The sequence below is a fragment of the Denitromonas iodatirespirans genome (assembly GCF_018524365.1).
Lineage (GTDB): Bacteria > Pseudomonadota > Gammaproteobacteria > Burkholderiales > Rhodocyclaceae > Nitrogeniibacter > Nitrogeniibacter iodatirespirans.
This window is the reverse complement of record NZ_JAEKFT010000010.1, coordinates 106,001-126,075: the sequence shown is the minus strand read 5'-3', so window position 1 is coordinate 126,075 and position 20,075 is coordinate 106,001. Positions and strand designations below refer to the sequence as shown.

The 20,075-nt window shown below is 65.1% G+C and carries 33 protein-coding genes and 2 tRNA genes; 6 read left to right on the top strand and 29 right to left on the bottom strand.

The features are described from left to right. Window positions 1-81: 81 nt before the first annotated feature. Together I8J34_RS11065 and I8J34_RS11060 are read left to right on the top strand one after the other, a co-directional pair. Window positions 82-157 (top strand) — tRNA-Thr (locus tag I8J34_RS11065). Window positions 158-217: 60 nt separating this feature from the next. After that, window positions 218-293: transfer RNA gene (locus tag I8J34_RS11060), tRNA-Met, on the top strand. On the opposite strand, the gene I8J34_RS25095 is transcribed toward I8J34_RS11060, so the two are convergent. The 21 genes from I8J34_RS25095 to I8J34_RS10955 form a co-directional block, all read right to left on the bottom strand. After that, on the bottom strand, window positions 250-1,830 hold the full coding sequence (locus tag I8J34_RS25095) for a recombinase family protein (protein ID WP_353525793.1): 1,581 nt from the start codon (window positions 1,828-1,830) through the stop codon (window positions 250-252). The two genes, I8J34_RS11060 and I8J34_RS25095, sit on opposite strands and share 44 nt — an antisense overlap. After that, window positions 1,769-1,942: a hypothetical protein gene (locus I8J34_RS11050; RefSeq protein WP_214361462.1), complete on the bottom strand. Its 174-nt coding sequence runs from the start codon at window positions 1,940-1,942 to the stop codon at window positions 1,769-1,771. Before I8J34_RS11050 ends, I8J34_RS25095 begins: the two co-directional genes overlap by 62 nt. Before the next feature lie 5 nt (window positions 1,943-1,947). Further along, complete coding sequence (locus I8J34_RS11045; protein ID WP_214361461.1) at window positions 1,948-2,160, bottom strand: hypothetical protein; 213 nt, start codon at window positions 2,158-2,160, stop codon at window positions 1,948-1,950. Continuing rightward, complete coding sequence (locus tag I8J34_RS11040; protein WP_214361460.1) at window positions 2,157-2,591, bottom strand: hypothetical protein; 435 nt, start codon at window positions 2,589-2,591, stop codon at window positions 2,157-2,159. Before I8J34_RS11040 ends, I8J34_RS11045 begins: the two co-directional genes overlap by 4 nt. Next, window positions 2,588-2,812 (bottom strand): hypothetical protein, encoded by a 225-nt coding sequence (locus I8J34_RS11035; protein ID WP_214361459.1) that lies wholly within the window; start codon window positions 2,810-2,812, stop codon window positions 2,588-2,590. Before I8J34_RS11035 ends, I8J34_RS11040 begins: the two co-directional genes overlap by 4 nt. Next, on the bottom strand, window positions 2,809-3,393 hold the full coding sequence (locus I8J34_RS11030) for an ASCH domain-containing protein (RefSeq protein ID WP_214361458.1): 585 nt from the start codon (window positions 3,391-3,393) through the stop codon (window positions 2,809-2,811). Before I8J34_RS11030 ends, I8J34_RS11035 begins: the two co-directional genes overlap by 4 nt. Further along, window positions 3,390-4,091: a DUF4406 domain-containing protein gene (locus I8J34_RS11025; protein WP_214361457.1), complete on the bottom strand. Its 702-nt coding sequence runs from the start codon at window positions 4,089-4,091 to the stop codon at window positions 3,390-3,392. The genes I8J34_RS11030 and I8J34_RS11025 overlap by 4 nt, the downstream gene beginning before the upstream one ends. A gap of 2 nt (window positions 4,092-4,093) precedes the next feature. Further along, a complete protein-coding gene (locus I8J34_RS11020) occupies window positions 4,094-4,585 on the bottom strand; it encodes a dATP/dGTP pyrophosphohydrolase domain-containing protein (protein ID WP_230411793.1) in 492 nt (163 codons plus the stop codon). Continuing rightward, on the bottom strand, window positions 4,582-5,022 hold the full coding sequence (locus I8J34_RS11015) for a hypothetical protein (protein WP_214361456.1): 441 nt from the start codon (window positions 5,020-5,022) through the stop codon (window positions 4,582-4,584). The genes I8J34_RS11020 and I8J34_RS11015 overlap by 4 nt, the downstream gene beginning before the upstream one ends. Beyond that, window positions 5,019-5,237: a helix-turn-helix domain-containing protein gene (locus I8J34_RS11010; RefSeq protein ID WP_214361455.1), complete on the bottom strand. Its 219-nt coding sequence runs from the start codon at window positions 5,235-5,237 to the stop codon at window positions 5,019-5,021. Before I8J34_RS11010 ends, I8J34_RS11015 begins: the two co-directional genes overlap by 4 nt. Before the next feature lie 36 nt (window positions 5,238-5,273). Continuing rightward, complete coding sequence (locus tag I8J34_RS11005) at window positions 5,274-5,729, bottom strand: hypothetical protein (RefSeq protein WP_214361454.1); 456 nt, start codon at window positions 5,727-5,729, stop codon at window positions 5,274-5,276. 22 nt (window positions 5,730-5,751) lie between these two features. Beyond that, the gene (locus I8J34_RS11000; RefSeq protein ID WP_214361453.1) at window positions 5,752-5,904 is read right to left on the bottom strand and encodes a hypothetical protein; all 153 of its coding nucleotides are present in this window, start codon (window positions 5,902-5,904) and stop codon (window positions 5,752-5,754) included. Beyond that, complete coding sequence (locus I8J34_RS10995) at window positions 5,891-6,031, bottom strand: hypothetical protein (RefSeq protein ID WP_214361452.1); 141 nt, start codon at window positions 6,029-6,031, stop codon at window positions 5,891-5,893. The genes I8J34_RS11000 and I8J34_RS10995 overlap by 14 nt, the downstream gene beginning before the upstream one ends. A gap of 3 nt (window positions 6,032-6,034) precedes the next feature. Further along, entirely contained in the window at window positions 6,035-6,535 is a 501-nt protein-coding gene (locus I8J34_RS10990) for a hypothetical protein (protein WP_214361451.1), read from the bottom strand. A 14-nt stretch (window positions 6,536-6,549) separates the two neighbouring features. Continuing rightward, the gene (locus I8J34_RS10985; protein WP_214361450.1) at window positions 6,550-6,759 is read right to left on the bottom strand and encodes a hypothetical protein; all 210 of its coding nucleotides are present in this window, start codon (window positions 6,757-6,759) and stop codon (window positions 6,550-6,552) included. Between the two features lie 5 nt (window positions 6,760-6,764). Beyond that, entirely contained in the window at window positions 6,765-9,473 is a 2,709-nt protein-coding gene (locus I8J34_RS10980; protein ID WP_214361449.1) for a toprim domain-containing protein, read from the bottom strand. A gap of 95 nt (window positions 9,474-9,568) precedes the next feature. Next, window positions 9,569-9,856, bottom strand: coding sequence for an Ogr/Delta-like zinc finger protein (locus I8J34_RS10975; RefSeq protein ID WP_214361448.1), 288 nt, complete (start codon window positions 9,854-9,856; stop codon window positions 9,569-9,571). After that, window positions 9,856-10,329 carry a phage regulatory CII family protein gene (locus I8J34_RS10970; protein ID WP_214361447.1) on the bottom strand — a complete coding sequence of 158 codons (474 nt, stop codon included), beginning with the start codon at window positions 10,327-10,329 and terminating at the stop codon, window positions 9,856-9,858. Before I8J34_RS10970 ends, I8J34_RS10975 begins: the two co-directional genes overlap by 1 nt. A gap of 67 nt (window positions 10,330-10,396) precedes the next feature. Next, the gene (locus I8J34_RS10965; RefSeq protein WP_214361446.1) at window positions 10,397-10,594 is read right to left on the bottom strand and encodes a hypothetical protein; all 198 of its coding nucleotides are present in this window, start codon (window positions 10,592-10,594) and stop codon (window positions 10,397-10,399) included. A gap of 655 nt (window positions 10,595-11,249) precedes the next feature. Further along, window positions 11,250-11,471: a hypothetical protein gene (locus I8J34_RS10960; protein ID WP_214361445.1), complete on the bottom strand. Its 222-nt coding sequence runs from the start codon at window positions 11,469-11,471 to the stop codon at window positions 11,250-11,252. Then, entirely contained in the window at window positions 11,468-11,719 is a 252-nt protein-coding gene (locus I8J34_RS10955) for a hypothetical protein (RefSeq protein WP_214361444.1), read from the bottom strand. The genes I8J34_RS10960 and I8J34_RS10955 overlap by 4 nt, the downstream gene beginning before the upstream one ends. 145 nt (window positions 11,720-11,864) lie before the next feature. Here I8J34_RS10955 and I8J34_RS10950 point away from each other — a divergent pair, with 145 nt between their 5' ends. From I8J34_RS10950 to I8J34_RS10935, 4 genes are all read left to right on the top strand, one after another. Further along, window positions 11,865-12,344, top strand: a complete 480-nt coding sequence (locus tag I8J34_RS10950) for a thermonuclease family protein (protein WP_214361443.1) — start codon at window positions 11,865-11,867, stop codon at window positions 12,342-12,344. Between the two features lie 307 nt (window positions 12,345-12,651). Then, a complete protein-coding gene (locus tag I8J34_RS10945; protein WP_214361442.1) occupies window positions 12,652-13,686 on the top strand; it encodes a hypothetical protein in 1,035 nt (344 codons plus the stop codon). Window positions 13,687-13,699: 13 nt separating this feature from the next. After that, window positions 13,700-13,906 carry a hypothetical protein gene (locus I8J34_RS10940; RefSeq protein WP_214361441.1) on the top strand — a complete coding sequence of 69 codons (207 nt, stop codon included), beginning with the start codon at window positions 13,700-13,702 and terminating at the stop codon, window positions 13,904-13,906. A 45-nt stretch (window positions 13,907-13,951) separates the two neighbouring features. Beyond that, on the top strand, window positions 13,952-14,587 hold the full coding sequence (locus I8J34_RS10935) for an SOS response-associated peptidase (RefSeq protein ID WP_214361440.1): 636 nt from the start codon (window positions 13,952-13,954) through the stop codon (window positions 14,585-14,587). A gap of 5 nt (window positions 14,588-14,592) precedes the next feature. Here I8J34_RS10935 and I8J34_RS10930 read toward each other — a convergent pair whose 3' ends face one another. The 8 genes from I8J34_RS10930 to I8J34_RS10895 form a co-directional block, all read right to left on the bottom strand. Continuing rightward, a complete protein-coding gene (locus tag I8J34_RS10930; RefSeq protein WP_214361439.1) occupies window positions 14,593-15,618 on the bottom strand; it encodes a phage late control D family protein in 1,026 nt (341 codons plus the stop codon). Window positions 15,619-15,631: 13 nt separating this feature from the next. After that, the gene (locus I8J34_RS10925; RefSeq protein WP_214361438.1) at window positions 15,632-16,060 is read right to left on the bottom strand and encodes a phage tail protein; all 429 of its coding nucleotides are present in this window, start codon (window positions 16,058-16,060) and stop codon (window positions 15,632-15,634) included. Further along, entirely contained in the window at window positions 16,057-16,257 is a 201-nt protein-coding gene (locus tag I8J34_RS10920) for a hypothetical protein (protein WP_214361437.1), read from the bottom strand. Before I8J34_RS10920 ends, I8J34_RS10925 begins: the two co-directional genes overlap by 4 nt. Next, window positions 16,236-16,415, bottom strand: coding sequence for a hypothetical protein (locus I8J34_RS10915; protein ID WP_214361436.1), 180 nt, complete (start codon window positions 16,413-16,415; stop codon window positions 16,236-16,238). The genes I8J34_RS10920 and I8J34_RS10915 overlap by 22 nt, the downstream gene beginning before the upstream one ends. Beyond that, complete coding sequence (locus I8J34_RS10910; RefSeq protein WP_214361435.1) at window positions 16,415-18,604, bottom strand: phage tail tape measure protein; 2,190 nt, start codon at window positions 18,602-18,604, stop codon at window positions 16,415-16,417. Before I8J34_RS10910 ends, I8J34_RS10915 begins: the two co-directional genes overlap by 1 nt. Then, entirely contained in the window at window positions 18,604-18,726 is a 123-nt protein-coding gene (locus I8J34_RS10905) for a GpE family phage tail protein (protein WP_214361434.1), read from the bottom strand. Before I8J34_RS10905 ends, I8J34_RS10910 begins: the two co-directional genes overlap by 1 nt. A gap of 8 nt (window positions 18,727-18,734) precedes the next feature. Next, window positions 18,735-19,055: a phage tail assembly protein gene (locus I8J34_RS10900; RefSeq protein WP_214361433.1), complete on the bottom strand. Its 321-nt coding sequence runs from the start codon at window positions 19,053-19,055 to the stop codon at window positions 18,735-18,737. A gap of 98 nt (window positions 19,056-19,153) precedes the next feature. After that, window positions 19,154-20,065 carry a tyrosine-type recombinase/integrase gene (locus I8J34_RS10895; protein WP_214361432.1) on the bottom strand — a complete coding sequence of 304 codons (912 nt, stop codon included), beginning with the start codon at window positions 20,063-20,065 and terminating at the stop codon, window positions 19,154-19,156. Between the last annotated feature and the right edge of the window lie 10 nt (window positions 20,066-20,075).

The window sequence follows — 20,075 nt, the reverse complement described above, 5'->3', positions numbered from 1 at the left end:
CCCCGATTATGCCGCGCGCGCGGCAACGCACCAAGCCGCCAGATGCGCCGCCTCTTGCGTATGCGCTATAATCTGCGCCCTGCCGGTTTAGCTCAGTTGGTAGAGCAACCGCCTTGTAAGCGGTAGGTCGCGGGTTCGACTCCTGCAACCGGCACCAGATTTATGCTTTGGATCCTTGACGAAACATCTGTAATGGTCTAAAGTCTCGTTTCTCTGACGCGGGGTGGAGCAGTTGGCAGCTCGTCGGGCTCATAACCCGAAGGTCGCAGGTTCAAGTCCTGCCCCCGCAACCAATCCCAGAGACAGGCCGACAGCGATTGCTGCTCGGCCTGTCTCTATTTCCACGAACACTTGCCCTTCGCGCGCGACCATCTCGGCCGGGGCGATCATGCGGCGCAGGATCTCGCGGGCGCGGTCGGTGTCTGTGCTCAGGGACTGTTCGAGGTCGGCCAGCAGCTTGCGGTAGCGCTGCAGCGCGTCGATCACGGCGCCGCCGGGCACGTTGGAATCCTGCTCTGCTGTCACGCGCTCACGCTCGGCCTCTGCCTGCTGCAGGCGGGCCGTCAGGGCGGGGGATATCCCCACCGTGGCCACGGCATCCACCAGGCGGGCAATCTCGCTATCCAGCTCGGCGATGCGGGCCCGGGCGGCCTGGGCCAGTTCGGCCGCCTCGCGCCGGCGGGCGGCGAGCACTTCTTTTACCGTTTCCTGCAGCTCGGCGATGGCGGACGGGCTCAGCAGTTCCTCGCGGATGGCGTAGAGCAGGCGCTGGTCGACCTTCTGGCGGTTGGCCTGCACGCCGGCGCACACGGCCGGGCCGCGGTCCTTTCTGGCGGCGCAGCCGTAGTGACGCCCGCTGGTGGCCACCACGGCGCCGCCGCAGATCCCGCACTTGAGCAGTCCGCCAAACAGCGATCGCGGTCGGGCGCCCTTGCCGGCGTTGCCGCCCTGACGCGTCGGACGCGCCATGCGCTCGCGCACGGCCAGCCACAGCGAGTGCGACACGATTTGAAGCTCCGGGCGCTCCTCGATGTGCCACTCGTCGCGCGGGCGGTCGATGCGCGTCCGCTTGCCGGTGTCCGGGTCTTTCACGTACTGGCTGCGGTTCCAGATCAGCCGTCCGATGTAGAGCTCGTTGTTGAGCACGCCGCTGCCCTTGTTCGGCGAGCCATACAGCGCCGACACCGCCCAGGTGCCGCCGAAGCCGCTTTTCACGCCGCGCGCGTTCAGATCGGCCGCCACGCGCTGGCAGCTCCAGCCCTCGGCATAGCGGGTGTAGATCCAGCGGATCACCTCGGCTTGCTCGGGCACCACCTCGAGGCGGCTGATGTCGCCATCGCGCACGCTGCGGTAGCCGTAGGCCCGCCCGCCGGCGTGGCCGCCGCGCGCGAGCTGGCCAGCGAGGCCGCGGTGCGTCTTCTCCCGCAGGTCGTCCAGGTAGATTTCGTTGATCAGCCCGCGCATGGTGCGGTGGATCTTGCGCCCGGCCGCCTCCGAGTCGTAGCCGTCGGCCACGCCGATAATGCGGATGCCTCGGTGCTCCAACCGGCGCACGGTGCGTTCCTGTTCCACCTGGTCGCGCGAGAGGCGATCCAGCCCCTCCATGATCAGCACCTCGAAGCGCCCGGCCATGGCATCGGCCAGCAGACGCGCGCCGCCCGGGCGGGCGGCCACCGGCGTCGATCCAGATACGGCATCGTCGCGGTGGATGGTGGTAACGGTGAGGTCGAGCAGGTCGGCGCGGGCCTGGGCGACCCGCGCCTGATCGTCAAGGGATCGATCGTTCTGCCGGTCGGTTGAGAACCGGGCGTAGATGGCTGCGTTTGTCATGTGCTTGATTCTGTGTATCCAGCCGCCGCTCTGCAAGCGCGTCGTCCACCAGCTGCTCGGCAAGCCAGCGGATGAGGTCGGAGCGGGCGGCGCGGCGGTCGTGATCGTTCATCGTAGTCAGATCTCTGTCGTCAGCGAGCCGTTCGACGTGACCCGCATCACATCGACTTCGACCCCCGGCTCCCGCGTGTCTGCGGCCCATGCGAGCGCGTCCTTGAGCGTGAGCGCATAGACGTCCACGGTCTCGAACAAGGTGCCTGGGTGTAGGACCACGGCAAACCGGGCGCACGGCGGAGGGCTTGGGCGGCGGTGGTTCTTGTGCGCGCTCATGCCGCCATCTCCTGTGCCCGCCGCTCCTTCTGCAGCGCGCGGAGCCGCTTGAGTGCCAGATAGGTCTGGTGGAAGAACGTGCCCGCCTGCCGCGACCAGAAGTCTTTGCTGGTGTCGGCCAGCAGCTCGAGCGCCTTGTGTTCCTCGCCGGTGACGCCGAAGCGGCCGGTCTCGGCGTAGCGATCCTTGATGTTGAACAGGGCGATGCCGGAGATGTCGCACACGGCCAGCGTGGCCTGGTCGCGCTTGTCGGCGGCGGCCAGGTTGAGCAGGTCGTGGCAGTCGGCCAGGTTGTCGAAGTGCTCGGTGTTCGCCCAGCCGCCCACGAAGGCCTGCACGCTCAGGCGCTCATGCAGCTCGAGGTGGGTGATCTGGATCAGCACCATGGTGGGTGCGGCGCACGGCCGCGGCTTGCGTTTGCGTCGGGTCATGATGCTGCGCCTCCTTCTACCGGCATCAGATTCAGGGTGGTGCGCTTCAGGACTGCCACGGCCACGTGCGCGCCGTTGTATTTCTCGATCGCGCGCGCGGCCTTGCTGATCATCATTTCGCCGGCCTTGCGCACGTCGTCGGGTGATGTCACGCCGCAGGCGCGGCAGTAGGTGGCCAGCATCATTTCTGCCGCCTGATCGGCTTCGGTCGGGGCGATCATGGCTGCACCCTCCTGAACTCGATCACCCACACCCACGGGTTGGCGTCCCAGCTGCAGGGGCCGTTGATCTGCTCCCACAGCGCCGAATACCACTGGATCGACGGATCGAGCGGATCATCGATACTGCCGTCGTATCCCTCGGCCATCGCATCGCTGACCGTGATGTCCTTCAGCCGCTCGACGCGGACCGCGGTGATCTCCAGCAGGATTCGGCAGGCCGCGCGTGGCATGTGAATGGACGGCTTCCACCGGTGACACCCGATGAATTCGTCGTCTGCTCGGTAGGCATACCGTGACGACCTGCCTGCGAAAATAGGTGCGGTTTCGAAGGGGGCCGTGTCGAAGAACGTCTCGCGTACCCACAGCCGGGCGCCTGGTTTGCCGTAGGGGCATGGAACTGGCGGGAATCGGTCGCTCCATGCCGTGTATCGGCCGCCGCCGATGTTTATCGAAAGGCTGCCACGGTTGTAGTCGGGAAGCTCGACGGGTTGATCCTTCAAGGCACGACGTGTCTGCGTCTTCGTTCCGTCTAGGATCGCGCGCACCATCTGTGCGCTCATGAGGATGGGGCGCTCTTTCATGCTGAGGCCTCCTCGTTGGCCATGCACGGCACGGCCAGCACTGGCTTGCCGCATCCGTGGCAGAACTTGACGTTGTTGTCGGCAGGTCCGCCGTCGACAAAGCTCCACGCCTCGCCGCACGCGGTGTTCCAGATGGCTTCGTTGTTTTCGATCCACAGGCAGGCGTCGCCTATCTCTGGCGGCTCATTCCTTGGCGGATTGACCGGGTGTGAATCGTCGAGGAACGCTTTCTGCTGTTCGTCCCACAGCGCCAGATCGGCGCCGCAGCACTTGCTTACCCAGACCTTCTGGGTGAGGCTGGAAAGAACCCGACCGGACATGTCTTCCGAGCGGTAGTACTCGAAGTCGGCGAGCTTCGGCGTGCACGGTCCGCATCCGTTCTCGCAACACCAGTCGAGGCCTTTCTTGACATCGGCCGCCATCACCACCCGCATGCCCACCCGGTGGGCAATGTGCAGCTCCAGGTGCGCGCCCTGGCTGGCTTCCCAGCCGGGCAGCAGGGCGATGGTGTCGCAGTCCATCAGCGCGCGGATGTCGGCACGCAGGCAGTCATGCCACGCTCCGCCTTCCACGTTGATCTCGGCCGGGTTGATGACTTGGTAGCCGTGGGCGCGCAGGCGGTCGGCTTCAGCATGGAAAGCGGGATGGTTGTGGTCCGGGTGGCCGGACATTGGGCCGGAGAGGTAGATGGTTTTCATGTTCAGGCCCCCCGCACGTGCTCGATGGCCTTACCCGGATCGGCGGTGCGCCAGTCGGGCCAGGTTCGGCTTTCGTTGATGGTCTGCTTGTCGTCGAGGCAGTAGGCGATCCATTCCGGGCGGATTCCGCAGCGCCAGGCGCCATCAAGGGCCAGCAGGACGACGTCGATCCATTCCATGATGTCTTCCGGGTTGGCTTCGATCTCCAACAGTTCCTTGCGGATGTGGTCACACACGCCCTGGGTGCGAATTCCTGGGCCGAAGGCTTCGAGCGAGAAGGCTTTCTGTCGATGCAGGTGGGCGACAAGGTCGAATTGAGGGACGCCGAGGGTGTTCGACGTGATGAGATCGTCGATGGCCGCGATGTCTCGCCGGGCGTCGTTGATGAGGGCGTCGGCGGCGGCGTAGTCGTCCGCTGTCACGGCCGTCATGGCGGCGCCGATGAACAGGTTCAGGCGGCTCAGGCGGTCGAGGATGTTGGTTTTGGTGGTCATGCCTCCACCTCCACACTACGATCAACGCCAACGCCACGGCGCCAGACCGTCACGCCGCCAATAATGATCGCGGAGGCGCGGTTTTCTGACTTCATTCCGTTGAGCACGGCCCTGGCCACGGTCGGGCCGAGGTGCTCGCACAGGCGGCGCTTGTAGCGCTTGGCCTTCTCGCTGTTTGTCAGTTTGGCGGGCGCGGGCGGGGTTTTTCCTTTGCCTGCCATATAGACAGCGATGTATGGGCCGCGCACGTTTCGGCGCCATGCACAGACGTGGGCGGCGCCGTCTTCGATCATGCCGGATAGGTATAGCCGCGCGACTATCGTCACGCAATGGACGCGCTCAGCGATCTCGGCGGCCGATCCGGAGAATCCGGTCTCCAGAAGGCGGGCGATGCGCCCTCCGGTCGGGCTTGACTTGTAACTCGATGGGTTGGTCATTGGGAACCTCCGCGCAGCTGGCCGACGGCGGTGCGGGACTGCTTGTCGGTGCCGTAGGCGATGGTCAGAAGGGTGGCCAGCGGCTTGGGGAGCGGGCGGCCGGATTCGTAGCGGCTGCCGGCGGATTGGGTGACGCCGACTCGGCGCCAGAACTCGGTCTGGTTGAGCTTGAGGCGGGCGCGGACGGTGCGGGGGTTTTCGGTGGCTTGGCACATGGGTTTCTCCTTTCTCGTGTGCGGTGGGGTAGGTGGTCAGGCGGCAGCGAGCCGGGCCTGGGTGCGGCCCGTGTCCGCTTCGATCTCGCTGATGACGCGGTTCAGGGTGTTGCGGTCGATGCAGTGGTGGAGCACGTTGCCGATGGTGTTGGCGGGGTCCTGGTCGGCCAGGCGGATGAGCTGCCGGGTGATTTCGTACAGCGCGTCGCGGTGGCGGGCGTGCTGGATGAAGCCGTGGTACACCTCGGCGGCGAAGCGGTTGAGCGTGTCGCGCTGCCAGTTGGCGAGGTTGCTGGTGATGGTGAGCGTGCTGGTGGTGTGGTCGATGCACACGGCGTGCGGCCGGGCGTCTGCGCCGGTGGCGTCTGCTGCGCCGGCGGCATAGGCCATGGTGGCCACATGGGCCAGCGCCGAGTCCATGCGCCAGCGGGCGGTGGGGGCCTGGGCCAGGTGCTGGGCAAACTCCTGTCGTACTTCGTTGAGGTCGAGCATCGCGATGGTCTCCTGTGCGATATCAGTGCGTGACTGCGATCAGCAGCAGCGCGGCGGCAGACAGCACCGGGGCGGCCACTGCCGCGCACATGCCCAGAAAGGCCAGCAGGTGCATGGGTTCGTCGTCTGGGCAGCGACCGTCGTCCAGTACGGTGTTGGGGTCATCGGGGTGCATGGGCGATCTCCACGGGGGCGGGCAGGGTGGCGTAGTTGGCGGCTTCGGCCTCGGCCACGTCGGCGTCGATCCGGCCGACGATTCCGTAGGCCAGCAGCAGGGCGGCAATGGTGATGGCGGCGCGCATGGCTCAGCCCTGCTCGCCGAGCCGGCCGAAGACTTGCTCGGTGGTTTCGGCAAGCTCGGCCATCCGCTCCTCTGCGAGCAGGCGGCCGAGTGCCATGAAGTGCGGGTCGTTCTCTCCGTTGTGGCCGTAGCTGGCGATGAGCTCGATGGCAATGCGCTCGTAGCGCTCGTCGGCGCTGGCCATGAGGTTGGCCAGCTTCACCGGCCAGTCATCGTTGTTCCACAGGTGAAGCACCAGGGCCTGCAGCCGGTATGCGGTGCTGTGGCAGCCGAGGATCTCGTTTCGGTAGCGCTCGAAGGGGCTGAGCAGGGCCGCGCTCTGGTACTGGTCGGCCAGTGTGCTGGCGGCTTGCAGTTCGTCGAGCGCCTTCACGGCGCGATCGGTGCCGGCCTCGTCGCCGGAGAACATGTCGCCGTTGTCGAGCAGCAGCTGCACGGACTGGGCAGCGGCGATCAGGCGGGCGGTGTGCGGGTTGATTTCGGTGGTGCTGACGTGCTGGCGCATGGTGGGGCTCCTGTTCAGTCGTTTCTGGTGCTGCGTTCGATGCCGGCGCCGGTGTTGCTCGCCTTGAGGCGGGCAATGCGGCGGAGGCGGACGGTGGCGCGCAGGCGCAGGCCGGCGGCCAGATCGGGGGATGCGGTGGCGGTCTCGAAGCTGATGCCCCGTGCGGCCCAGCCGGTGCAGTCGTAGGCCCAGCGCAGGTCGGTGTCGGTGATGGGGGTAGTCATGGCCGTTACACCTTGAACACCCAGCACTTCACGCTGGATGGCTTGCGCACGTTGCTGGCGCTGTTGGCGTTGTGGCGCGCGTGGATCTCGGAATTGACCGTGGCCAGGCGCTCGAACTTGTGGCGGCGGCTGGTGCGCAGGTGGCGCTTGAGCTCGCCGATTTCGGGACAGGGGATGCGGCGGTCGGCGCACACCTGGGCGAAGTGGGGCAGGTTGATGGCGATCTGGCCGACCTTGCGGGCGTGGTTCACCACGCCCTGGTCGTTGCTGGTGTCGTCGTCTTCGAGCAGCTCGAAGGCATCCCAGAAGGCCTGGACGATCTCGTGGTCTTCGTTGATGGCTTCCTGCCGGGCCCGGGCCATGTCGATGATGGCGTCGTGGGCGGTCTCGATCATGCGATCGAGGCTTGCGGTTTCGGTGCGGTATTCAATGGCCTCGCGCAGCAGCTCCACCACGGTGGCGATCTGGGCGTGGTTCTTGATGATCCGCTGGGAACGGATGCCGTCCTTCTCGGAGAGCACGGCCTTGAAGGTGTCGTTGATCTGGCTGTAGCGCTCGAGCACCCGGGCCTCGGCCTTGGTGGCGCGCAGCACGAAGCCGCTGACCTGCTCAACGCTGGTGCATTCGAGGGCGCGGGCGGCCACGGCCGAGCGGGGCGTTTGCTCGCCAGTGACGAAGCGCAGATGCACGATCCGGCTCAGGATGGCCTCGGAGGCGGCTACCGGCGCGTTCTGGGCGATGACCACCGTGCCGCGGAAGGGCGGCTCGTAGGTGGCGTTGCCGCCGTCCTTGACGCCGCGGGCGCGCACGCTGCGGCCGTTGTAGGCGGTCTTGAGCTCGTCCCAGTCGAACTGGCCTTTCTTGGCGGCGTCGCTGTCGCGGTCGGACTCGATCAGCACCACCGGCAGGCCAGACACCTGGGCAAAGTTTCGGGCCCGGGCGGCGAGGGTGGATTTGCTCGGGTCGAATCCCTCGTAGTCGTTGCGGCCGACCAGCTTCCAGAGGAACTCGATCAGCGTGGTTTTGCCGGTGCCGGGGTCGCCCACGATCTCGAGGAAGGGCCAGCTCTTGTCGATGCTGCGCAGCTGCTCGGCAAACAGCGAGCCGAACCAGAAGGCCAGCGCCACGATGCCCTTGGCCCCGAAGGCATGCCACAGGTGGCCGATCCATTCGGTGGTGAATTCGGAATCGTCGGGGTTGATGTGGAGGTCGACCGACTGGTTGAGGCTCTTGATGGCCCGCTTGGGCAGCTCGAAGTAGTCCTCGTCGTTGAGCTCATGCACCCGGCCGCCCTGCACGGCCAGGTTGCCGAACACGTAGCAGCCCTCGCGCAGGCGGTCGCCCTTCACGTAGCCGATGAAGTCGCAGGTTTCGACCTCGGGGATCTTCTCGGTCAGGCGCTTCATGTGGGCGTCGATCATGCCCGTGGTGCCTGTGAAGTAGGCGCCGTTGGCCATGGCCAGCAGGCGCTTCTTGAACTCGGCGGCGCTGGAGATCTGTGCAGCGGTAAAGGTGCTCTTTACCGTCGGCTTGCTCGACGGGAAGGACACGCGCACGTAGTACCAGCTCTCGTCGGTGATCTCGTGTCGCTGGAAGTACAGCGGCTCTGGGTAGCAGTTGGCGATCTCGGTGACCGCGTGGGCCTCGAGCAGGGCGCGCTCGCGCACATCCTTCTTGGACAACTTGGGGTCGGCCTCTTCAATGGCCTCGGCCGCCTTGTGGTACTTCTCCAGATCCAGCTTGAACCAGAACAGTTTGTCGGCGAACTCGAAGGGGAAGGTGCTGCCGCTGCCATGGTTGTACATGAGCACCGCCTTGTCGCCGGGGCGAGTGGCCACCAGCAAGGCGCCGTGGTAGCGGTATTCCTCCAGCGACTCTTCGGTGATGCGGCCGCGCTGGTGCAGGTCTGACCAGTCAAGCCGGTGGCGGCCCTCGGCCGGGATCTGGGCGGCGGTGGCCTCCCAGCCGGCCTCGATGGTCTGCTTGACCCAGCGCACGGTGTAGCTGCGCCCGGCGCGGTCGCCGTCGAGCGCCCACACGATCTTGGGCCTCGGCTTGCCGGCGGCGGTGCAGGCTTCGGCCAGCGCCTTGAGGCTTTCGGCGCAATCGTTGTTGCAGCTCAGGCCCGTAACAGCGGTGATGCCGTGGTGCAGCAGCGCGATGGCGTCGAAGATGCCCTCAACGATCCACACCTCGCTGGCTTCGACCAGATTGAGTCCGGGCGGCACCCACCAGGTGTGTCCGTAGGTGGTGCCCGGCTTGATGAAGGCCTTCTTCTTGCCAAAGCGGTGCGGCTGGTCGATGAGGCGTTGCCAGTAGCCATTGGCCACCGCGAAGCGCACCGCGGCGCTGCCGATGCCCAGTTCGCGGTCCCAGTAGTGCTCCTGTGAGTACCAGCCCCGGATGCGCGCCAGGTCAAAGCGGCGATCGTCGCGCAGGTAGGCGTCGGCGGCGGCGTTGGGGTTGGCCTCGGTAACCGGGTGGCGCTCGCTCCACTTGTCGAACAGGTCCGGGTACAGCTCCTTGACATGGAACTCGTCGCCGCACTTGTCGGCCCGTCCGCACTTGAGCACCCAGGGGGACTCCGACCAGGTCCACATCTCCTTCTTCTCGCAGCTCGGGCACCGGCCCTGCTGCAGGAACTTGCCCTTGGCCTTGAACGCGAAGTCGCGGTCGAGGCGGGCGGTGATATCGGCGTGAAGGCGTGGATCCATCGTCGTGTGTCGGTTCTTTTGGCGTGAGTTGAGCCGCGCGCCGTGAAAACACGGTGCGGGCGGTGTGTCGCTCGGTTGGGGTCAGGGGCGGGCGATCAGCCCGATGGCGCGGGCTGGGCGAACATGTCGGTCTGGTTCTCGTCGGGCGCCTTGCGGCGATCGGCCGGGCGCAGCAGGTCGCCCATGCGCGCTTCGACGGGCAGCTTGCTGTCGCCCACGATGCTCACCACCTCCAGCACACCCTTGAAGACGGCCTCGCAGTCCGGGTCGGTGCATTGGAAGTACAGCTCGCGGCTCTTGTTGCTGAGCGCCCGGCTGGTGCGGATGTGGGCCGTAGCACCACAGTTGGGGCAGCCCATGCGGCTGGATCGGTTGCGGGCCATCAGCGGTGTCCCTCCGGTTCGGCCATGTCTTCGAGGCGCATGAGCATGGCATTCAGGGCTTGCTGGGTACGGTAGATCGCGGCGCGCACCCGCTTGATCTCGTGACGCTCGACGCGTCCATCGGCTAGGGTGCGTTCCACCTCTTTGCCCACGTCGCCGTTTGCGCACCAGACGTGGGTAACCAGTTCGAGGACGGCCATGTCACTGGCGGGGGTGTCGGAATCGACCCGCACTCCCACGCGGCCGTGGTTGGCTTCGAGTGCGTCGAGAATGCGGTGGTCGCCGGTGACCGCAATGATCTGATCCGCCTCGGCAAGACCCATCACGTTGGTGTGGCTGTTGGGGTTGGCCTTGTTGCGCAGAACCCCGGCGCTCATTGGTTTGCCCTCTACTGTCTTAAGCCGAGGGGCGAGCGATTCGCAGCCGCCGGGGTAGTCGTGGACGGTGTGGTAGACGGCATCGGCGATGTTCATGCAATCACCTGCAATTCGCATGGGGACAGGGGCTGGATGTGAAGATAGGCTGGTCGCATGGTGTTTTTCATGCGTTGGAGTCGATGGCTTCGTAGTAGCGCTCAATGGCAATGGCGCACTGTGCGGAGTTGGAGCGGCGTTCGCGCGATGCGTCCGTCACCAAGCGGTCGTGCAACGCCTCCGGGACCATCACCAGGATGCGCTTGAGCTTTTGGCCGCGGGCTTGATAGCGGGTAGCCGAATCCAATTTGGCGGGCGTTGTCATGGCTATACTTGGCGATACAGAATGGACACAGGCGAACAATAGAACCGAACGGTTCTGTTGTCAACGAAATATGAACCAAAGGATTCAGATTGGGGCGCGAATTCTCGAAGAGCGCGAGCGAATCGGGCTGACGCAAAGTGCGCTCGGAGTTACTCCGCAGGCGCAGCGGCGATACGAAAAGGGGGAGAGGACGCCAGACGGTGAGTACCTTTCAGCCTTTGCCGAGCTTGGTGCGGATGTTCACTACATCCTTACTGGGAAGCGACAGGCATCACCATCCAACTTGGATCCATCGATCGTTGATGTGCTTGCGGCGCGGGGCGTGACAATCGTGGAGGACAAGCTATTCGGGTCCAGGGTGGTTGGGTTCTCATCGACCGGAATGGCGTGGCTGCTCAACTACATCGAGTTCCACCAGTATTTTTCGCCCGCGCTTTCGTGGGGACTGCTGTCAGGGCTGGCGTCTTTCGAGCCGGAGGCTTCGTGCTGGAGGCCATTACGCATCAAGGCTTCAGGCCTCCCTGTCGGCGGTGAGCGGACGTACTTCGGGTACTTCTTCTATCTCGATGGGAGCCCCCCGCATGAGGTGCACCTCTTCTGGCCAGGGGGTAACCGGGTGGCTGAGGGGGGCACGCTGGAGTACGGGGCAAACCGCCTACAGCCTTTCACGATCAACGACGATCAGCACGTACTGATTCAGTTGTCGGATGCCGAGCATGCAGAGTTGCTCGCGGGCGAAGTGGTTGTGGTTGATCCGCTTGAGCAGGGCGCCGATCTTCAATCCGGGGGGCGCGTCGAATTCAATAGCCGCGTCGGCGGAACAGACCAGGCCGAAGGCCGGCGGCCACGGACAAAGCCAGGCCGAGGGGACGGTCAACCTTCATCCGGCCAGAGCAGCCTGTCAGCCAAGCGCGACACTCCGTAGTGAGCGGTAACCGGGTCTGACCTGGCCCGGCCCGCAATCCATTCGATTGTCTTGCCTTCCGGTGTGATTCCGGTTACCGCCAGTCCGGTGAGGCGGCGGTGGCGTGCCATGTCCAGCAGCGCCAGAAGCGTTTCTTCCACGGATCGAATGTCCGGGGTGACGAGAGGAACGATTTGGGGGATCGGTGTCGGTGCGCTCATGCTCGTTACATTATGTAACCACTTCCTTTGTGTGCCGTGAATATGTCACAGAGGTTGATCCCAAAGTGCATATGTCTCTGGGGTCTGCCGCGCCGTTCTTGTGTATGATTGATGCACACAAGTGCACGCTATCCGAGGGCGCGGAGTGTCGCGATTTCATGTTGCTGTCTGGGTTGGCCTGGTATTCGTCTTCGCCGTCGCGGTCGAGCCAGCGAGGGCAGACGTTCGGTGCCGGGTGGTAGGGGTCCATGATGGCGACTCGCTGACCTGCCTCGTTGAACAGGCGAAAACGGTCAAGGTCCGGCTTTCTGAAATTGACGCTCCTGAGCTTGGGCAGGCGTTCGGCAGGGCGGCGAAGAAGGCGCTCTCTGACGCGTGCTTCGGCGCGGACGCTGATCTGAACGTGGTTACTCAGGATAGATACGATCGGACAGTTGCGCGGGTGTCGTGCGATGGCGTCGACGTGAATGCCAGGATGGTTTCGGCTGGGATGGCCTGGGTTTATGACAGGTACGCCACCGACACAGCGCTGTATGGATTACAGGACGCTGCGCGGGCGGAAGGTCGCGGGCTTTGGTCGGACAGGGACAGGGTGCCGCCGTGGCAGTGGCGGCGGAATCGTTGAAATTGGGGGGGGATGATGAGGTGGTTCGGAATAGTTCTTTGGCTGGTTGCGACGTCATCCGTTGCAGCGGAATACGACATCAACGCCTACTGCGCCCAAGTGTCGGCGACTGTTGGCGGCAGCTACCAGATTGAGGCTTCGTGCCGATCTAGTGAGAAGAGCGCGAAGCAAAGAGTCGCGAAGGCCTCTGTCCCAAGCCGGGTCATGGGCTATTGCGACCAAGTTGCCAGCGTGATCGGGGGGAGCTACCAAATCCTTGAGAGCTGCATCCAGCAGGAACTGCGGGCTAAGGCGGGGATGAACTGACATGTTTGAGCAGATCGAAGGCACTGGCCGGTTCTTGGCCGTCATCCGCTCGGAAGACGATGCTTGGCGCCTACTTGAGCACGCAACAAGTGGAGGCGATATTCCTGAGCGGCTTGATATCAGGTTCGATGGTTGGCCGCGCTTTGATCTAAAGGTCGACGGAAAAGACTGGAAGAGTACGGTCCCCACGAGAATCATGGGGCCACTCCTCGAAGTTCAGAAGGATTTGCATCGGAACTTTGTTGCCATATCCTATGGATCTGCAAACCTCAAGAAGATGCGCGACGAAGATCGTGAGTCCCTTGAGATCATTGTCCATGTCGGCGAAGGGTCGTCGGACTTCACTGCGGATCTAGGAAAGCAATTTTCTGTTCTGGCGGAGAAGGCGGTTGAGAAAATGACATCACGCCAGGCAGTAGTAACCATTCTCGGCATTGCGACCATAGTTGGAACGACTGTGGTAGCGAAGGACTGGATTGCAAGCCGGCAGAACGAAGTTGACGCTGAGGTAAAGCTCGAACTGTCGAAACAAGAGACTGCGCGAATGCAGATTCTTGCAGATGCGACCCGTCAGCAGCCTGTGCTGAAAGAAGCACAGGCTGACGTCCAACAGAGCACTAACCGGTTGCTGAAAACGCTGAAGCCGAACGACACCACGGTAATTCGAGGCGTGCCGCTGAAGGCATCAGATGCGGCAGAGATAACGCAGCATGAGCGCGCTCGGTCCGAGTCGATCGATATCTCTGGGGCCTTCCTGATTTTGGCGAACGATGCCTCGCGTGGCGATGGTTTCACGATTCGTGTGACCCGTGTGGACGACAACCTAACCTTCTCGGCTGCGGTGCCGTTCGAGTTGCCGGCCGACCAAAAGCAGCTGATTCAAGAAGCCGAGTGGAGCAAAGGCGGCGTGGCGGTCCATCTCGAGATCGAAGCAGCTGAGCTCCGCGGATCAGTGGTCGGTGCGCGCGTGCTGTCAGCCCGGAAGATAGATGAAGATCCGCTCGATCCGGTGAGGCAGTTGGCTGGAGCGCGCTGAGCAGGTCAAAACGATGACAAGCTATCCATTCACTGTCTATCGCTTTCGCGTTGTGAATCCGATGAGCGGGAAGCCGGTGGTGACGCGCTATGAGATGACGGAACAGGAGGAACACGAGAGTCATACGGTGATCGAGCGTCTGGACTACACCGCGCGAGTGATCACAGGGCCGTCTGGGCACACCAGCGACTTTCTGAGCAATCGGCAGCCGGGCGACTGACCCGGCGTCTTGGCGCCGCCGAACAGGCTTCGATAGGATGACACCATGTGTTCAAACTACCGACCGGTCGGAAAGCGTGGCATCGACTACTTCGGCGCCGCGCCACTTGATGATGACATCCTGCCCAGGGATATCTACCCGGGCGGAGCGGGGCCGCTGATCTACCGTCCAGGAGACGGCGCACCTCGATCTTCGGTGCTCGGCACGTTCGGCCTGTTGCCGGCGTGGGCCAAGGATCGAGCCTTCTCAAAGCGGACGTACAACGCCAGGTCGGAGACCGTCGCCGAAAAGCCCTCATTTCGCCACGCCTGGCAGAAGCGGCAACTGTGCATCGTGCCAGCCGAGGCCATCTACGAACCCTGCTACGAGAGCGGCAAGGCCGTGTGGTGGCGTATTCAACGCGCGGACGGCCACCCCATGGCGTTGGCGGGGCTGTGGGAGCGCAAGCAGTGGGGCGACGACGCACCCAGTTGGTCGTACACGATGCTGACCGTCAATGCCGATGCGCATCCCGTGATGCGGCGTTTCCACAAACCGGGCGACGAGAAGCGATCCGTCGTGGTTCTGGATCTCGATCAGATCGACGCCTGGTTGTCTGCCAGTTCAGAGCCGGACAGGCGCGCGTTGCTGCGCCTTTGCCGTGCTGACGCGCTGGTGGCCCAGACAGGCCGCATCGGCTGATCCGCCTACCCCTCCGGCTTGTACTCCATCTCCAGCGCCGTGATCAGCCCGCTGTCGTCCAGCGTGTGGGTGGCGCGGGTGATGAGCCAGTCGGCGTCGTCGATCTCGGGTTTGAAGCCTGCGACCTTGACCGGGATCTCTGGGAACAGATCCGTCCGGCCGGTGGCGAGGGTGAGCTGGAAGGTGGCTACGCCGCGCTGGATGCGTTGCCATTCGGCCTTGGCGGCGCGGGTGGCGTTGGCGGCGCTGGCGTAGATGTGGCGCAGGGTCTTGGTGTTGGCGGCGGTGGGTTCGTTGGGGTTTTCTTCGTCTTCGTCGATGGTCTCGTTGCCGACGAGCACGCTTTTCTGGGTGGCGCTGGCTTTGTCGTGGTAGTGGGCGCGCACTGCGGTGTATCCGGCCCGGTCGGCGACGTGGTAGCGGTGGTTGTCTCCGCTGGCGCGGGTGATGGTGACGGTGTCGAGGGGCTTGCCGCTGGCGGTGGTGGCCTGGCCGGCCTTGACGAATAGCAGGCGGCCGGCCTTGACGGTGGTGATGGCGTCGAGATCGAGCGCGATGCGGGTGAGTAGGTTGGCGTCGCTCTCGTCGGTCTGGTCGATGTGCTCGAGCGCGATGCTGGCCAGCGCGGCGCCGATGGCGGGGGTGAGGTCGTTGGCGGCGGCGACGCTGCGCACGATGTCGCCCACGGTGTGGCCGTGGAACGATCGCTGGCGCTTGGTGGTGATGCCGGTGCGCAGGTCTGCGCTGCGGGCGTGGATGGTGAGGCGGTCGGGGGCGCCGCTGTGCTCGATTTCGTCGACGATGTAGGTGCCCTTGTCTTCGAGCGCCTGGCCGGCCCAGCCGAGGTGGAGGGCGACGGTGGCTCCGCGCCGGGGGAGGGCCAGGCCGTCGTCGCCGTCGTCGAGCTCGATGTCGAGCTGGTCGGTTTCGAAGCCGCGGTTGTCGGCGAGGGTGAGGCGGATGAGCCGGCCCTGCAGGCGGGTGGTGATGTCGGTGCCGTCGAGCAGCAGGCGGTATGCGGGCCGGGTCATTGGCAGATGCGGGTCAGATCAGGGCGAGCAGGGCGGCGTCGATGGTGCCGAGCTGGGCGGCGTCGTCGGGCTCGCGCTGCAGGGTGAGGGTGAAGTCGATCTTGCGGGGGGTGCCATCGGCAAAGTGGACGCTGCCGGTGTGCTCGAAGCGGACGATCTTGTAGGCGCCGTAGATCTTGCCGCTGGCGCCGTCGATGAGCGGCCAGGCGTCGCCGGCGTCGGCCATGGCCTCGAGGATGTCGAGGTTGATGCGAGCGCCGGCAATGCCGGGGTGCAGGGTGCCGGGCAGGGTAATGGTTTCGACGTCCGGCCCCACGTACTGGCTGGTGGGGCGCTCGCCGACGCGGCTGGCGGTGGGGTGGCGCCAGGCCATCTGGCGTTGGAACTCGCTGTAGGCGAGGGTGTGCAGGCCAAACACGAACAGTCCGTAGGCGAGCATCATTGGCGGGCGCTCCAGTCGGTGCGGCAGTCAGGGTCGCACCAGCGCATGGGCGGCGGCAGGGGTGCGTCGCAGTTGTGGCATTGGCCGGTGTAGGGCGGGCCTTCCGGGCGGCGCTCGCGCAGGGCGATGTCGCGGCGGAGTTCTTCGTGGGCGGTGGCGCGGTCTGAATCGTCCATCAGCTGAACAGTTTCCAGCATGCCAGCGTGATCAGCGCGCCGAGCAGCATAAAGGCCATGGTAAAGCCGAGGAACTGGAGGCCGAACTTGACGTCATGCCCCGGGTTTGTGAAAACCGCATAGCCGAGAATCATTGATCCAAAGGCCCAGAAGGCGAGAATGAGGATGCCCTTCGTCATCAGTCGATATCTCCATAGCGGCTGCGCCGCGCGCGGCCTTGCCGGCGGTCGCGCTCGTCGAGCTGGCGGGTGACTTCCTTGCCGACTTCTTCGGCGCTCTGGCCGGGCGCGGCGGTGACGGCTACATGGTTGTTGGTGGTGATGTTGCCGCTGGCGTAGCGGGTGCGCAGGGGCTTGGTGGGGGCGGCGGACTCGTCGTCGCCGAAGGCCCAATCCACGGCGTTGCCGGCGAAGCGTTTGACGGCGTCGAGCTTGTCGAGCGCCCACTGCAGTTTGTCGGTGAAGTAGCGCTTGATGCCGTCGCCGATGAACTTGAAAACGTCGACGAAGGCCTGTTTGATGCGGTCCCAGTTGTCGTAGACGGCGTAGGCAGCGGCGCCGATGCCGGCGATGGCGGCTACGGCGATGCCGATGGGGCCAGCGAGACCGGCGAACAGCGGACCAAGAACGGCGACAGACACCTTGACGATTGCCATTGGCCCTAGAACGGCGGCCAGGCCGAGGGCCAGCGCCCCGAACCCGGTCACCAGCGCGGCGACCACGGCCACGGCCTTCATGATGCCGGCGACCAGCGCCGGATTTGCCTGGATCCAGCCGTTGAGCCCGTCGAGCCAGTCGGCGGCGATTTCGATGAGGCCGACGATGCTGCCCTTGAGCGTGGCGGCGGCGTTGGCGCTGACGTTGTAGAGCCGGTTGACGGCGGCTTGCCAGCGGGCGTTGAGGGAGTTTGCGCGGGCTTCAGCCTCGCGCAGCTGCGAGCCGCGGGCGGATTCGTCGTTGGCCACCTTGAGCTGGCGCCGGTACTCCTCCATGTTTTCGGCGAGCTTGGCGACGTCGTCGCCGTATTCCTTCCCGAACAGGCCGACGGTGGCCGAGAGCTGCTGTTCCTTGGGTAGTGCCTTGATGGCTTCGAGCACCTGCATGATGGTGCCGGTGCTGTCCTTGATCATGCCGGCCTGCACGGCGTCGGGCGACAGGCCGATGGACTGCAGCGCTGCCTGGAATCGATTGGGCTGGTTGGCGGCGATGGACAGCTCGCGGATGAGCGCGTTGGAGGCGGTGGCGGCCACTTCGGCGCTGGCGCCGAGGCTGAGGAAGGTGCTGCCGAGGGCGGCGGCGTCCTTGAAGCTCATGCCCACCGTTTGGCTCATACCGGCGATGCGGCTCATGACCTCGATGATGTCGGCGCCCTTGGACTGCGCTTGGTCGTCGAGCCAGTTGATGGTGTCGCCGAGCTGCTCGATGTTGGCGATGGGGATCTTGTACAGGCCAGCGATGCGGGCCATGGATTCGCCGATGTCGCCGGCCATGGCGTCGAATGCTACGGCGCTGTAGGCGGCTGAGCGGGCGAAGGCGAGCAGGTTGTCCTTGCCCTCGATGCCCATGCGGGCGCCGGCCTCGATGAGCGCGGCGACATCGTTGGTGGCCAGGCCGATGCGGGCGTCGGTGGAAAGCGCCTGGATGGCGTCGGCCAGTTCGTAGTAGGTGGCGGTGAGCTGGCCGTTGGCGTCGCGTGCGCCTTGCACCTGGCGGGCGACGCCGAGCATGGCGTCTTCAAAGCTGGCGAAGTTGCGGATGGCGGCGAGCACCGGGGCGCCCATGGCAGCACCACCGGCGACCATGCCGGCGCCGGTGCCGGCGATCTGGCCGCGCACGGCCATGATGCGGTCGTAGCTGCGCTGGGCGGTGCGCAGCTTTTCGAGCCGCGCGGCTTGCTGGTCGATGGCGGTGTTGGCGCGGGCCATCTGGCTGCGCAGGCGCGCCTGGTGCTGAGTGAGCTGGTTGAGCGGCACGCCGGCGCGCTCCAGCTCGCGGCGCACGTCGGCCTGGCTGCGGGTGAGGGTTTCATTGCGGCGTTCAAGCTGGCGAATCTCGCGCAGCTGGGCCTTGTACTGCTCGCGCAGGTTCTTGGACGGGTTCTCGGCTGCGACGAGGGCGTCGCGCAGTTCGCGCAGCTTGCCGCGGTTGGTGTCGAGCGCGCGGGAGTTCTCCGCAAGATCGCGGGTGGTCTTGTCGAGGACGTCCAGCTTGCGCTGCTGGGCTTCGAAGCCCTTGAGTTCGTCGCGCGATGCCTTGAGCGCGCGCGACAGGCGGTCGGTGCCGCCGCGCATGCCGCGCAGCGGGCCGGAGAGCTTGTCGATAGCGTCGAACAGGACCTGCAGCTTGAGCGATTCGGTGGCCGATGCCATCAGTCCTCATCCTCCACGTGGTTGCGCTCCCAGGCGCGGTGGCGCCAGGCGAGCAGTTCGCCCAGCGGCATGTGGTCCATCTCGCTTGGCGGCCAGTGGAAGACGGTGGCGATGTCGGCCATGGCGTCTTCTACTCGGCGGGTGATTCCGGGTTCTGCGTCGATGCATCTGCCGGCTGCGTCGACGTCGGTAGCAAAAAATTGGAGATCTCCACGGCGCAGGCGAAGAGGTCGGCCGGGTCCATTGCGGCCACCTCGGGCGGGGTGAGCTTTGGCTCGCAGATGCGCGGCAGCACGGCCATGGTGGCGTCGGCATGCATCTTGAGCAGATCGGACAGGACGATGCCGCGCAGCTCGCCGGAGGCCGGCTTGCGCAGGGCGATTTCGGTGATCTCGGAGATCTTGTCGTCCTTGCCGCGGACGATGGGCTTTTCGAGGGTGATGGTCTTCACGGGGGCTCCTTTGGCGTGGATCTGTGCCGGAGCATGGCACCGCGCGCGCGCGAATGCCTCCATTGATCGATGTGACTGCGCGGGGAAGAGCAGCCGCGTCAGTTTGGCAGATGCACAAGCTGCCAGCTGGCGGCGGTGAGGCCGCGATCGTCGTGATAGAGGTCGGTCATGGATTGATGCTTGTGGCCGAGCAGGATCCGGGTGTCGATGCCCTGCGCGCGGTACAGGCGCTCTGCCAGTGAGCGGCATTCATGCAGGGACGGGGGGAGCCCGTCGTCATGATGCTGCATGACTGCCTCGCGCGATTCTTCGAACCGCGACGAAAGCGATGCCAGGCCGGGCGGGCGGCCGTTGTGCTTGCGCAGCAGGTGACCATCGCCAGCGGCATAGGCCCGGCAGTCATCCACGGCGTCTTCCAGCGAGACGCCGATTGCATCCAGGCGCAGCTGTAGCGGCAGGGCGATGCGTGTGCCGGTTTTCACCTGCTCGACATGCAGACGCCCATCCCAGATGTGATCAAAGCGCATGGCCACCAGGTCTGACCTGCGCTGCCCTGTCACCAGTGCCAGCACCATCATTCGAGATACCCACGGGGGCAAATTCGCAGCGGCGTAGCCATGGATCTGCTGCCATTGATCAAGCGACAGTCGGCGCCGGCGAACGCGCACCCTGGGCGCTTTGATTGGTCCGGCCGGGTTGCGGTCGAGCCACCCGTAGTGGATCGCTTCGTCGAAGATATCGCGCGCCTCGAACAGCGTTCGCTTGGCGGCCTGCGGGTAGCGCGCATGCAGGCGGAGGATCATGGCGCCGACTTCATGCGGGCGAATGGATGAGATCGTGCGATCACCGAACTCGGAAAACACCCTCGCCTGTGCGCAGCGCCGGTTCGCCCTTGTCTTGTCGCTGATGGGGCGGGCGGCGAGGATCTGTTTATAGACCTCTGCCCACTGATTCAGGGTGCGGTACCGCGGAGCCAGCCTGCCCAGTGTTGCTGCGAGAAGACGGGACATCCGCGGTCGC